At 68.0% G+C, this 12,985-nt stretch carries 12 protein-coding genes; 8 read left to right on the forward strand and 4 right to left on the reverse strand.

Annotation, left to right across the window (positions count from 1 at the left end; translation table 11 throughout):
• The first annotated feature begins 160 nt into the window (after positions 1-160).
• The 5 genes from V5D55_RS08495 (at position 161) to V5D55_RS08515 (ending at position 6,097) form a co-directional block, all read left to right on the forward strand.
• Positions 161-1,471 carry an ABC transporter substrate-binding protein gene (locus V5D55_RS08495; protein ID WP_435748964.1) on the forward strand — a complete coding sequence of 437 codons (1,311 nt, stop codon included), beginning with the start codon at positions 161-163 and terminating at the stop codon, positions 1,469-1,471.
• Positions 1,472-1,587: 116 nt separating this feature from the next.
• On the forward strand, positions 1,588-2,637 hold the full coding sequence (locus V5D55_RS08500) for a carbohydrate ABC transporter permease (protein WP_435748965.1): 1,050 nt from the start codon (positions 1,588-1,590) through the stop codon (positions 2,635-2,637).
• Positions 2,634-3,524 (forward strand): carbohydrate ABC transporter permease, encoded by an 891-nt coding sequence (locus V5D55_RS08505; RefSeq protein ID WP_435748966.1) that lies wholly within the window; start codon positions 2,634-2,636, stop codon positions 3,522-3,524. Before V5D55_RS08500 ends, V5D55_RS08505 begins: the two co-directional genes overlap by 4 nt.
• A 5-nt stretch (positions 3,525-3,529) precedes the next feature.
• Positions 3,530-4,990: a GH1 family beta-glucosidase gene (locus V5D55_RS08510; protein ID WP_435748967.1), complete on the forward strand. Its 1,461-nt coding sequence runs from the start codon at positions 3,530-3,532 to the stop codon at positions 4,988-4,990.
• A 108-nt stretch (positions 4,991-5,098) separates the two neighbouring features.
• The gene (locus tag V5D55_RS08515) at positions 5,099-6,097 is read left to right on the forward strand and encodes a LacI family DNA-binding transcriptional regulator (protein ID WP_435748968.1); all 999 of its coding nucleotides are present in this window, start codon (positions 5,099-5,101) and stop codon (positions 6,095-6,097) included.
• A 167-nt stretch (positions 6,098-6,264) separates the two neighbouring features.
• Here V5D55_RS08515 and V5D55_RS08520 read toward each other — a convergent pair whose 3' ends face one another.
• Together V5D55_RS08520 and V5D55_RS08525 are read right to left on the reverse strand one after the other, a co-directional pair.
• Positions 6,265-7,311 (reverse strand): hypothetical protein, encoded by a 1,047-nt coding sequence (locus V5D55_RS08520; protein ID WP_435748969.1) that lies wholly within the window; start codon positions 7,309-7,311, stop codon positions 6,265-6,267.
• Positions 7,299-8,171: a DUF1266 domain-containing protein gene (locus V5D55_RS08525; RefSeq protein WP_435748970.1), complete on the reverse strand. Its 873-nt coding sequence runs from the start codon at positions 8,169-8,171 to the stop codon at positions 7,299-7,301. The genes V5D55_RS08520 and V5D55_RS08525 overlap by 13 nt, the downstream gene beginning before the upstream one ends.
• 126 nt (positions 8,172-8,297) lie before the next feature.
• Between V5D55_RS08525 and V5D55_RS08530 the strand changes: the two genes are divergently transcribed.
• Positions 8,298-9,062 (forward strand): TetR/AcrR family transcriptional regulator, encoded by a 765-nt coding sequence (locus tag V5D55_RS08530; protein ID WP_435748971.1) that lies wholly within the window; start codon positions 8,298-8,300, stop codon positions 9,060-9,062.
• Here V5D55_RS08530 and V5D55_RS08535 read toward each other — a convergent pair.
• Both V5D55_RS08535 and V5D55_RS08540 read right to left on the reverse strand, forming a co-directional pair.
• The gene (locus V5D55_RS08535) at positions 9,050-9,859 is read right to left on the reverse strand and encodes a M57 family metalloprotease (protein WP_435748972.1); all 810 of its coding nucleotides are present in this window, start codon (positions 9,857-9,859) and stop codon (positions 9,050-9,052) included. The genes V5D55_RS08530 and V5D55_RS08535 overlap by 13 nt on opposite strands.
• 244 nt (positions 9,860-10,103) lie before the next feature.
• The gene (locus V5D55_RS08540; RefSeq protein WP_435748973.1) at positions 10,104-10,742 is read right to left on the reverse strand and encodes a GntR family transcriptional regulator; all 639 of its coding nucleotides are present in this window, start codon (positions 10,740-10,742) and stop codon (positions 10,104-10,106) included.
• Between the two features lie 173 nt (positions 10,743-10,915).
• Between V5D55_RS08540 and V5D55_RS08545 the strand changes: the two genes are divergently transcribed.
• Together V5D55_RS08545 and V5D55_RS08550 are read left to right on the forward strand one after the other, a co-directional pair.
• Positions 10,916-12,193 carry an NRAMP family divalent metal transporter gene (locus V5D55_RS08545; RefSeq protein ID WP_435748974.1) on the forward strand — a complete coding sequence of 426 codons (1,278 nt, stop codon included), beginning with the start codon at positions 10,916-10,918 and terminating at the stop codon, positions 12,191-12,193.
• Between the two features lie 4 nt (positions 12,194-12,197).
• The gene (locus tag V5D55_RS08550) at positions 12,198-12,962 is read left to right on the forward strand and encodes a LamB/YcsF family protein (RefSeq protein ID WP_435748975.1); all 765 of its coding nucleotides are present in this window, start codon (positions 12,198-12,200) and stop codon (positions 12,960-12,962) included.
• The last annotated feature ends 23 nt before the right edge of the window (positions 12,963-12,985 follow it).

A 12,985-nucleotide genomic window follows, 5' to 3' on the forward strand; every position in this document is an offset into this window, starting at 1 on the left:
GGCGTCGAATTCTTGCTGAGCTGTGCACACCCTCCGGCCGTGACAGGGCGTGCTTGACATCCGTGGGAGCGCTCCCATAGAGTTGCCGATCAGTCGTGGGAGCGCTCCCACGGCACCCGCGCACCAACACCGCACGACCACCACACAAAGGAGTGAACCTGTGAACACACGTGCCCGCACCCGGATCCTGGCGACTGTCGCCGTAGCATCCGTCTCCGCCCTCGCCCTGGCCGGATGCTCCGGCAGCACCGGCGACGCCCCGCAGGGCAACGCCGACGAGGATGTCACGCTGACCGTCACCACGTTCGGCACCTTCGGCTACGAAGACCTCTACGAGGAATACGAGAAGGCGCACCCGAACGTCACGATCGAGGCGAACAACATCGACACCGGCGGCAACGCCCGCACCGACGCGTTCACCAAGATCGCTGCCGGCTCCGGACTCAGCGACATCGTCGCGATCGAAGAGGGCTGGCTCGGCGCGATCATGGACGTCTCCGACACCTTCGTCGACCTGCGCGACTTCGGCATCGAAGACCGCAAGGACGACTGGGTCGACTGGAAGTACAAGCAGGGAACGGATGCCGAGGGCCGTGTGATCGGCTACGGCACCGACATCGGCCCGAGCGGCATCTGCTTCAACGGCCCGGCGCTCGAAGCTGCGGGACTCCCCAGCGACCGCGAGGGTGTCGCCGAACTGCTCGACGGCGACTGGGAGAACTTCTTCGAGGTCGGCGCCGACTACACGGAGAAGACCGGCAAGGCCTGGTACGACCACTCCGGCTTCGTCTGGAACGCGATGGTCAACCAGCTCGACGAGGGGTACTACACCGCCGACGGCGAGCTGAACGTCGAGGGCAACGCCGAGCTCCAGGACCGCTTCGAGCTGCTGGGGGCGGCGACCGAGGGTGGCCAGTCCGCCGCGCAGAAGGCCTGGGACTGGAACGGCGGGAAGTCATTCGTCGACGGCACCTTCGCGGTGTTCGTCTGCCCCGGATGGATGCTGGGCAACGTCAAGGGCTCGGTCGAGGCCGGCGGCGGCGACGCCTCGACCGGCTGGGACTTCGCCGACGTGTTCCCCGGAGGGGCGGCCAACTGGGGCGGCGCGTTCCTGTCGATCCCGGAGAGCTCGCAGCACCAGGAGGCAGCCGCTGCGCTCGCCGACTGGCTGACGCAGCCCGAGCAGCAGGTGAAGCAGTCCGCCGCGGCGGGCAACTTCCCCTCGACGCTGAAGGCGCAGGAGACGCTCGCCGCCGAGGCGACGCCGAACGAGTTCTTCAACGATGCTCCGACCGGCGCGATCCTCGCCGAGCGGGCCCAGGGCGTCGTCGCGCAGTTCAAGGGCGCCGACGACTCCGTCATCCAGGAGAACGTCTTCGGTCCGGCGCTGAAGAGCCTGGACCTCGGCGAGATCGACACCCAGGGTGCCTGGGACAAGGCGCTGGGCCTGCTCAAGGACCTCGTCGGCTGACCCGCCTCACCGTCCGGTCGCAGTTCCTGTCGTGGCAAAGCCCCTCACGCGTCAGGAACTGCGACCGGAACCGCGCTCGCACGCCCGAGATATCGCACGCTCGACGAAGGACTCTCATGACTCTCACCGCCCCACCTGCGGAGCGCGGGACGACAGCATCCGCTCCTCCTGAGAAGACGGATGCCGCGCCCCGGCGCCCCTGGCGTCATCGCATCTCGCGGTTCGACCAGCACGCGTCCCCGTACTTCTACATCTCCCCGTTCTTCCTCCTCTTCGGGCTGGTCGGACTCTTCCCGCTGCTCTACACGATCTGGGTCGCGGTGCACGACTGGAACCTGCTCAAGGGCCAGGGGGACTTCGTTGGCGTGGGCAACTTCGTCGACATCCTCGGCGACGGCATGTTCTGGAACTCGATCTTCAACACGCTGAGCATCTTCCTGCTCTCCGCGATCCCGCAGCTCGCGGTCGCGCTGTTCATCGCCTACCTGCTGGATCGGGGCCTGCGCACGCCGACGTTCTGGCGGATGAGCGTCCTCATCCCGTTCGTGGTGACGCCCGTCGCCGTCGCCCTCATCTTCTCCAGCATCTTCAACGAGGCCGACGGTCTGGCCAACAACCTCCTGAACCTGATCGGCATCGCCGACCAGCAGTGGAAGGAGGACACGGCGCTGTCGCACATCGCGATCGCGGTGATGGTGAACTTCCGTTGGACCGGGTACAACGCCCTGATCCTGCTCGCCGCCATGCAGTCGGTGCCGCGCGATCTGTACGAGTCGGCCGCCATCGACGGTGCCGGGTCCGCGCGGCGCTTCTTCTCGATCACGATCCCGACGATCCGTCCGACCCTGATCTTCGTGATCATCACCTCGACGATCGGCGGTCTGCAGATCTTCGCCGAGCCGAAGCTGTTCGATGTCTCCACGGCCGGCGGCATCGGCGGCAGCGACCGGCAGTTCCAGACGACCGTCCTCTTCCTCTGGGAGCTGGCGTTCTTCCGCCTCGACCTGGGCAAGGCGTCCGCCGTCGCGATCCTGCTGTTCCTGCTCATCGTGGTGTTCGGTCTGATCAACTTCCTGATCTCCCGCCGGATCTCCACGGGAGACGACCGGCGCAACCGCGCCGCGCGACGCCGCATCCGCTCGACAAGCAAGGAGGACGTGCGATGACCGCCACCCAGGCCCTCAGCGTGCCGGAGAAGATCCGCCGCCGCCGCAGCGCGACGAGCGGTACCGCGGGCATCGGCAGCCGCCCCGGCTTCCTCACCTACGGGCTGCTCGCTGCCTTCATCATCGGCAGCGTGTATCCGCTGTGGTGGTCGCTCGTCGTCGCCAGCGGCACCAACGCCACGCGCGGCGAGACGCTGCCGCTCATCCCGGGAGGGAACTTCCTCGCGAACGCCGCGAAGGTGTTCGACGCGATCCCGTTCTGGCTGGCGCTGGGCAATTCCTTCCTCATCTCCGCCGTCATCACGCTCTCGGTCGTGACCTTCTCGACGCTCGCCGGCTACGCCTTCGCGAAGCTGCGCTTCAGGGGACGCGACGGGCTGATGATCTTCGTGATCGCGACCATGGCGATCCCGACGCAGCTCGGCATCATCCCGCTGTTCATGGTGATGCGCGAGCTCGGCTGGACCGGCACGATCGGCGCGGTCATCGTGCCGACCCTGGTCACCGCCTTCGGGGTGTTCTTCATGCGCCAGTACCTGGTCGACGTCATCCCCGACGAGCTGATCGAGGCGGCGCGGATGGACGGCGCCAACCAGTTCCGCACCTTCCTCACCGTCGGGATCCCGGCTGCGCGCCCGGCCATGGCGATCCTCGGACTCTTCACGTTCATGACCGCGTGGACCGACTACCTGTGGCCGCTGATCGTGCTCTCCCCCTCGAACCCGACCCTGCAGACGGCGCTCAGTCAATTGCAGTCCGGCTACTACATCGACTACTCGATCGTGCTGGCCGGCGCTGTGCTCGCCACCCTGCCGCTGCTGGTGCTCTTCGTGGTCGCCGGGCGTCAGCTGGTCAGTGGCATCATGGCCGGCGCGGTGAAAGGATGACCTCTATGACGCGCCCCTTCCCCTCGAACTTCCTCTTCGGCGCGGCGACCGCGGCGTATCAGATCGAGGGGGCCGCCTTCGAAGACGGACGCACCGCCTCCATCTGGGACGCGTTCTCGCGGGAGCCCGGCGCTGTGATCGGAGGCGACAACGGCGACGTCGCGTGCGACCACTACCACCGCTACGCGGACGATGTCGCTCTGATGCGCGACCTCGGACTGCAGACCTACCGCTTCTCGACCTCCTGGTCGCGGGTGCGGCCCGACGGGGGCGCGGTCAACGCGAAAGGCGTCGACTTCTACGAGCGCCTGGTCGACGAGCTGCTCGGCGCCGGCATCCTGCCCTGGCTGACGCTGTATCACTGGGACATGCCGCAGGCGTTGCAGGATGCCGGGGGCTGGACGAACCGCGACACGGTCGACCGCTTCCTGGAGTACGCCGGCACCATGCACGACGCGCTGGGCGACCGGGTGAACGTGTGGACCACGCTGAACGAGCCGTGGTGCTCGTCGTTCCTGTCGTACACGGGCGGCGAGCACGCGCCGGGGCACACGAGCGTGGCTGAGGGACTGCTCGCCTCGCACCACCTGCTGCTCGCGCACGGATCGACGGTGCGCGAGCTGCGCGGCCGCGATGCCTCGCTCGATCTCGGCATCACGCTGAACCACACGGTCGCCGACCCGGCCGACCCCCAGAACCCCGCCGACGTCGACGCCGCCCGCCGTGTCGACGGACAGTTCAACCGCTGGTTCCTCGACCCGATCTACCGCGGCGAGTATCCCGCCGACATCGTCGAGGACATCCGTGCGGTGGATGCGGATGCCGTCGCGCGGTTCGAGTCCGCCATCCACGACGGCGACCTCGCCACGATCTCGCAGCACATCGACACGCAGGGCGTGAACTACTACCACGGTGACTTCGTGTCGGGCACGGCACCGGCGGTGCCGCCGACGTCGAGCGGCCCTGCGACCGATCGCAAGACCCGCAGCCCGTATCCCTCGAGCGACGGCATCCACTCGGTCGAGCGCGGCCTCGCCCGCACGGCGCAGAACTGGGAGGTGCAGCCGGAGGGGCTGACCCGCCTGCTGCAGCGCGTGTGGACCGAGTACGCCGAGCCCGCGGGCACCGTGCTGTACATGACCGAGAACGGCGCGGCCTACGACGATGTCGCGGTCGTGGAGGACGGCGAGACCCGCGTGCACGACGTCGAGCGCACCGAGTTCCTGCGCCTGCACCTCGGCGCAGTTCTGGATGCCGCGGACGCCGGCGTCGACGTGCGCGGCTACTTCTACTGGTCGCTGTTCGACAACTACGAGTGGGCGTGGGGGTACGACAAGCGCTTCGGGATCGTGCGCGTCGACTACGACACCCAGGAGCGGAGCCTGAAGGACTCCGGGCGCGAGTACGCCCGTATCATCGCGGCGCGGGACCTGGCGCCGGAACCCTCGCTCGTTCGAATCGCCTGAATGGTCGCGCCAGGGGCGTGAAAGCGACCATTCACGCGATTCGAACGCGGATCGGCGGCGGAGCTCCCCGGCGAACAGACAGAATGGGTCGATGGAAGAGAACGCGCGATGATGTCGCCCCGAGCGACCATCGAAGAAGTGGCGTCCGCGGCCGGAGTCTCCCGGTCGACGGTGTCGCGGGTCGTGAACGGTTCGACGGCGGTGAGTCCGGAGGCGCTCGCCGCGGTGCGTGCGGCGATCGACGAGTTGAACTACGTGCCCAATCGCGCCGCGCGCTCGCTGGCCTCACGGCAGACGCACGCGATCGCACTCATCGTGCCCGAGGACACCAACCGGTTCTTCGGCGACCCGTTCTTCGCCGCGATCGTCGCGGGCATCACCGGCAAGCTCGGCGGCTCCGACTACCTGCTCAACCTCCTCATCGCCAGTGACGACCCCGGCGACAAGATGACGAGCTTCGTGCGCAACGGCGGCGTCGACGGGGCCCTGATCGTCTCGCACCACACCAGCGACGCATTCATCGACCGCATCGCGGATGCCGTGCCCGTCGTCTACGGCGGTCGTCCGGTGCGCATACGGGAGACGGACTACGTCGTCGACGTCGACAACGTCGCCGGCGCCAGGAACGCCACCCGCCGGCTGGTCGACATCGGCCGCACGAGGATCGCGACGGTCTCCGGCACACCGACCATGGTGTCGTCGATCGACCGTGTCCAGGGATTCCGGAACGCGCTCGCGGATGCGGGCCTGCAGCCCTTCGCCGAGGAAGCCGGCGACTACAGCGAGCCCAGCGGTGCCGAGGCCATGCGCCGCATCCTCTCCGGGGGAACGCCGGATGCGGTCTTCGTCGCGAGCGACCTCATGGCGCGGGGAGCGCTGACGGCGCTCCGCTCGGCGGGGCTGCGCGTGCCGGAAGATGTGGCGCTGGTCGGCTTCGACGACTCCTCGGTCGCCGTCTCGACCGATCCGCAGCTCACGACGGTGCGCCAGCCGATGTACGCGCAGGGCGAGGCGATGGCCGGCGTGCTGCTGGCCAGGCTGGCCGGCGAGGATCCGGCGAACACGACGATCCTGCCGACCGAGCTCGTGGTACGCGCCTCGGCCTAGTGAGCTGAACTTCTGCGGCCTCCCTGAACTTCTGCGGCCGTATCCGCTCAGAATGGCCGCATCCGCTCAGAATGGCCGCAGAAGTTCGCGGGCGGCACGGGAGAGGTGAACACGGCTGCGGACCTGGCGCCCCCTCCTGGCCAGGTCCGCAACCGTGGGTCTAGGGGTCAGCCGCCCAGCGTGCGCAGGATGTCGCCGCCGAACAGTGAGAAGGCCGTGACTCCGGCCGAGAGGAGCAGGACGCCGGCCGTTCCGGCGACGGCGAGCACGGAGATGCCCCGGCCGCCCAGTCGCTGACCGCGCAGCCCGACCGAGACCCCGGCACGCGCGGCAATGTCACCGGCGTCGTCATCGCGGTACAGCTCGGTGCGGGCGGCGAACCGGCGGTGGAACTCCTCGGCGAGAGTGAGTGCGGCGGCCATCGTCTCCGCCCGGTCGAACCGGGTGCTCGACGGCAGGTAGACGTAGAGGCGGTCGGAGACGAGCTCGATCTCCGCGCCGGCCCCGAGGTCGAGCACGCGCGCCATCAGGTCGGGCGTGAAGATGTACAGCGCATCCTGCTGGTATCCCTCGGGCACGATGAGGCGGAACGTCTTCGCGAAGTCGCCCTCCAGGTCCATCCTGGCGGCTCCTCGGCCGAGCCCGAGCGTCGGGATGATGCTGCGCCGACGGTTGGCGAGCACGATGTGCGGCACCGACGACGGCAGCGGCAGCTCGATGAACGCGAACGGACGCTGCACGGTCGCCCGCTCCTCACCGCGGGACACCGAATGGTGCATGCCGAGCTCGAACGGCATCCGCTCATCGTCGCAGGCCACGAGGGCACGTTCCTGTCCGCGCAGCACCCGGGTGAACGCGGCGCCGGGTCGGCGCGTGTGCTCGAGCGAGTCGGCGTAGGCCCACCCGTTCTGCCAGGCGAATGCGGCGATCTTGACGCGCCGACTCAGGCCCACGGCGTACCAGATGAAGCCGATCGCGGCCAGGACGGTGTATCCGACCACGAACACCCCGAGGATCGGTGCCACCGCGAGGATGTCGCTCCGACCGAGGAACCACAGTCCCACCAGCATCGCCGCGGCGAAGACCAGCACGGCGATGAGGATCGCGAGGAAGCGCTTGTGCGGCGGCATCCGGCAGATGCGCTCGTAGGCGAGGATGTCCCGGAATCCGGCGCTGCGTCGCAGCGGTTCCAGATCGACTGCTAGCGGCTCCATGACAGCGTCGCCCACGGGCCGTTGCGCTTCTCGGTCGCGGCGGCCTTGAAGTCGGACCAGCCGTCGCCGAACTTCTCGAACGACTTCTCGTCGACGTTGCCGTCGCTCCAGTGCATGACGCGGCCGGCGATGTAGCTCAGGCCGTAGTCGGCCCAGGAGGCGAAGGCCGGGCGGGCGTCGGCGTTGATCCGGTGGATGATGGTGCGCGCCTCGGCGACATCGCCGTGGCCGAGCCCGACGCCCCAGGTGGTCATGGCGACGGCCTGACCGATCGCGTAGCCGTCGAGGGTCCGCACGAACAGTCCGGGAGTGACGATGTCCTTGCCGACGCGCTTGCGCACCTCGGACTCGATGTACTCGATCGAGGTGACGAATGAACGCGCATCGCGCTTGTTCCCGCCCTCTTCCACGATCGCGGCGAGCCACTCCTTGGCCTTCGGCGCGCGGCCGAGGCGCTCGGCGAGGGCGACGCGGACGGCCAGGTACAGGGTCCACATCTCACGGCGGCGGCGGTCGGTGGTGAGGCGCTCGATGTTGTCGAGCCAGTCCTGGCGCGAGTGCACACCCCACTGGTCGACGAGCACCGACTTCTCGCGCGCGCCGAGGCCGGAGGCCGTCGGGTCGTTCCACGGGCCGGAGGGCAGGTTGGTGATCTGCAGGAAGCCGAGCGCGATCTCGTTCGCCTCGGTGTCGGTCGTGGAGTACTCCTCCGAAGGCTTCACCTTGGCGTCGGGAAGGATCCAGACGATGAGGAAGAAGAGGACGACGACGCCGACGATGGCCCAGACCCACCACTGGCCGATGAGCCACTGGACGATCGAGCCGAGGTCGTTGAAGTCGACGCGCGCGACAGAGTGCATTTCTACTCCTGGGGAGGGGCTGGATCCACCATCGTCCATAGATTGAACGACTATTCAGTGAGTAATCTATACGGCGGGGGGACGATTTCGGAAGACAGCCGGTGCAACTCAGGAGGTGGATGCCGCGTGGCACGCTCCGACGCACGTCACAGCCTCGCGCGTGAGCGCGCACGAGAGGCCCTTCTGCAGGCGGCGATCGAGGTCTTCAGCGAACGCGGGGTCGCGGGTTCCAGCATCTCCGCGATCACCCAGAGAGCCGGCGTCGCTCAAGGGCTCGTGAACTATCACTACGGGGGCAAGGATCAGCTGGTCGCCGCCGTCATCGATCGGTGGTTCGAGACCGTGCTCGGCTTCGCGCAGGTCGACGGAACGCCGGACGAGGCGCTCGCCGCGGTGATCGACGGGGCGCTGATGGCGACCGCCTACGCGCTGCCGCTGCAGCGTGCCGTGCTCGCGATGCAGCAGCAACCCGCCACGCATCGGCTCTTCGCGGAGTCGGAAGCGCGTCATGAGGCGGGGGCGAAGGCGGCGGAGGATGCCATGCGCGACCTCTTCCGAGCCAGGGGCGCCGCGGATCCGGCGCTCGAGGAGATCATGCTGCGCAGCACTCTCGAGGGCATCTTCGTGAAGTTCGCGGTCTTCGGCGACACGTACCCGCTCGAGGACGCGCGGTGTTGGATGCGTCGTCGATATGGGCTGCCGGAGCCGACGACTCCCATCGCGGGACCCGCTCCGGCCCCCGACGGTGAGCCTCGGCCCAGGGCGACGGCCGCTCTGGCCGCGCCGCAGCAGCCGAATGAGACGGCGCTCTCGCACGGAACGGGGCCCGGTCGACGAACGACCGGACCCCGCAGGCGCAGACGGGCTGCTGAGCCCGGTCAGTTCCCGTAGAGGCTGACGACGCCCTGGACGTCGACGCTCGTCATCGACAGGTCATCGGACGTGCCGTTGCACTGCGGGTAGTGCATGACGGAGGACGAGTCGTACGGCGTGAGCGGGCGCCAGTTGTTGTCCTCGAAGCAGGTGCCCGATTCGGGGCGCGTGTGCTCGTGCCGGAAGCCGAGGACGTGGCCGAGCTCGTGCCCGAGGATGTTCGTCGGCGTCCACGATCCCGACGACCAGATGGAGTCGTCGATGAGGACGTTCTGCTGGCGGTCAGGGGTGCTCGGGAAGAAGGCGCGCGCGATGTACTGCGAGGTCTGCACCGGCTCGACCGAGAACACGACCGACTTGTTGCGCGTCGTGCAGTTGCTGTCCGCAGCGCTGTTGTAGACGAAGTCGATCTTCGAGGAGGCGGACTCCCAGAGTCCTGCACCACTGGCCATGGCGCTGACGACGTCGGCATGACGCGCGCCGAACTTGGTGCTGACGCAGTAGCTGAGGTTGGCCACCTGGGCGGCCGACCACTTGTCGTCGATGTTGTTGACCGTGTTGACCACCAGGCCGTTGGGCATCGACTCCGGCTCGAGGAGCTGCTCGTAGAACGCCCGCAGCTCGCGCTTGTTCGAGATCACCTCGTCTCCGTTGACGACGAAGGCGCCGTCGACATCTCGGTAGGTCGACGCGGCGAACTCCTGGAAGGACGGGACGTCGGTGTCGTCGGGGAGTGGGGTGGATGCGGCGGCCGGGATGACCGTGCCGAGGCAGAGCGCCGATACCGCGGTGGCGGCGAGGGCGATTTTTCTCATGAGTCGCAAAACAGTTGTCCTTTTCGATCTGAGATTCCGCTCGCTCGGTCAGCGAGCGGACTCCGGGCTGATCGACGGGCTTCCTTGCGTCGCCGACCGTGCCGAAGCCCGCTCACTGTAACGGCGGAGATTCGACGGAGACAAGGCGATTCGCCCCGTTTTGCGCGTTTCTTGGACTCAGGTCAGAAACCAGGATGCTGACACCTGGCCGAAGGTCACAGAGACCTTCGCGAGATGTCAGGGGTCAACGGTGCCCCATGCGGGTGAAGGCGCCGAGCACGCTGCGCTCCGAGGCGGTGAGGTAGCGCTCGAGCTCGTCCGCTGCGGCCTCCGGGCCCTGTTCGAGCAGTGCTGCGAGCACGGCACGGTTCCGGCGGACGAAGGGCTCGTGCAACGATCGCGGCTGGTCGATCTCGAGGAAGACGAGGCGGAGTTCCGCAGCCACGTCGCGGTAGATGCGGGCGAGTCTGGCGCTGTCTGCGAGGGCGACGATCGCGGCGTGGAAGGCCATGTTCGCACTCCCGATGCGGCGCCAGTCCTCATGCGGCAGCTCCTCCTCCGCCTCGGCGAGGGCATCGCGCATGAGCTGTACGGCGGGGTGCTCGGGCTCGGCCTGGCGCAGTGCCGTGCACTCGATCACCCGGCGGGCGCGGTAGATGTCGATCACGTCGGCGATCGTCGGCGAGGCCACCGAGACTCCGCGGTGCGGGACGTGCTCGACGAGGCCCTGCTCTGCGAGGGCACGGAAGGCCTCACGGAGCGTGTTGCGCGACACGTCGAACTGCTCGACAAGGCTCGACTCGGACAGGCGGGACCCCGGGGCGAAGTCGCCGTCGATGATGCGCTGACGGAGCGCGTCGGCGAGCAACCCCTGCTGGTTCATGCCTTCATCGTAGGCGGCGGCGCCCGCAGATCGTTCGCCGACACCGTGCGGAAATCACACAGAAGCAACCCTTTCGTAGCACAGCCGAAACAAAGTTGTTGAACAATCGAGGCACAACCGTTCTACACTGGGTCTCAATCGACACCCACCAACGACGATGGGAATCACCCACCATGTCCGAGCAGCCCCCCGCAGCGATCACCCCCGAAGATCAGCTCCGACTCTCGAGAGCGAAGAAGCGCGCAGGACGCAGCGCCGTCGTCGGTGCGATCTTCCTCATGGCGACCAGTGCGATCGGTCCCGGGTTCATCACACAGACCGCGACGTTCACCGCGACGATGGGCGCGGCCTTCGCCTTCGCCATCCTCATCTCGATCCTCGTCGACATCGCCGTGCAGCTGAACGTGTGGCGCATGATCACCTCCTCCGGCAAGCGCGCCGGCGAACTGGCGAACAGTGCGATCCCCTTCTCGGGTCACCTGATCGCCCTGCTCGTCGTGATCGGCGGCCTCGCGTTCAACATCGGCAACATCGCCGGTGGCGGGCTGGGGCTGAACGCGCTGCTCGGCATCGATGCGAAGATCGGCGGCATCCTGACCGCCGCGCTCGCGATCGTCATCTTCCTGGTGAAGAAGGCCGGGCCCGTGATGGACGTCGTCCTGATCGTGCTCGGTGTCGGGATGATCGTCATGACGGTGGTGGTCGCGATCATCGCCCAGCCGCCGATCGGTGAGGCGCTGCGACAGACCTTCGTGCCGGACGAGCTGAACTTCGCCACCATCACGACGATCGTCGGCGGCACGGTGGGCGGCTACATCACCTACTCCGGCGCGCACCGCTACCTCGACTCCGGTCACGTCGGCCCCGATCAGGCCGGGCCCGTGATGCGCGCCGCAGCCAACGGCATCCTCGTCACCGGCATCATGCGGTACGTGCTGTTCCTCGCGATCCTCGGCGTCGTGGCATCCGGGGTCGTGCTCGACCTCTCCGGTCAGGGCGCCAACCCGGCCGGACAGGCCTTCGGCGCCGTGCTCGGCGACGCCGGTCTCCGCATCTTCGGTGCGATCTTCTGGGCCGCGGCGATCAGCTCTGTCATCGGCGCCGCGTACACCTCGGCGACCTTCCTCTCCACGTATGCGAAGAAGTTCACCGGTGGATGGCCGTTGCAGCTCGCGACCGTCGCCTTCATCGTCGTGTCGCTCATCGTGTACCTGTCGATCGGCACGGCGCCGGCGGCGATCCTCGTGTTCGTCGGCGGGTTCAACGGACTGATCCTCCCGATCGGGCTCACCGTCTTCATGTACATCGGGTGGTTCCGACGCGACCTGCTCGGCACGTCGAAGTACCCGCTCTGGCTGCTCATCGCCGGCACGGTGGTGACCGCGCTGACCTGGTACATGGGTATCGTCTCGGTCGGCCCCATCTTCGCCTTCCTCGGAATCGGAGCGTGATCGCATGGCGACGATCGACCTGAACTCGGACCTCGGCGAGAACGTCGCAGACCGCATCGTCAGCGACGACGAGAGCATGCTCCGTCTCGTCACGAGCGCGAACGTGTCGTGCGGCTTCCACGCCGGCAGCCCCGAGGGCATCCGCGAGACACTGGCTGCCGCCGTGCAGGGCGGTGTCGTGATCGGCGCCCACCCCGGATACCGCGACTACGAGAACTTCGGCCGGACGAAGGTCGACATCGACTCGGCCACGCTGCAGGCGCACGTCGAGTACCAGCTCGGGGCGCTCATCGGCCTCGCCTCCGCGGTCGGTGGCACCGTCGCGTACGTCAAGCCGCACGGGGCGCTCTACAACACGATCGCCCGCGACGAACGGCAGTCGAAGGACGTGGTGGCCGCGATCCGGGCGATCAATCCGCGCCTGGTGCTGCTGGGTCTCGCGGGCGGCGTCGTGCTCGACGTCGCCGAACGGGCCGGGCTCGCCGTCGCGGCCGAAGCCTTCGCCGATCGCGCCTATCAGCCCGACGGGCAGCTCGTGTCGCGCACCGAGGAGGGGTCGGTGCTGCACGATCCGGCCGTCGTCGCCGAACGCATGGTGCGCCTCGCATCCGACGGCGTGATCCGGGCGATCGACGGCACCGACGTGCCCGTCGTCGCCCAGTCGATCTGCGTGCACGGCGACAGCCCAGGATCCGTCGCGATGGCGGCGGAGACCAAGCGGATGCTGCAGGCAGCAGGCGTCACGATCGCCCCGTTCGCGCGGGTCTGACATGCCCGCCCTCGCCCACGGAG

It is taken from the genome of Microbacterium sp. PMB16 (assembly GCF_051294855.1).
In the GTDB taxonomy this organism is placed as follows: domain Bacteria; phylum Actinomycetota; class Actinomycetes; order Actinomycetales; family Microbacteriaceae; genus Microbacterium.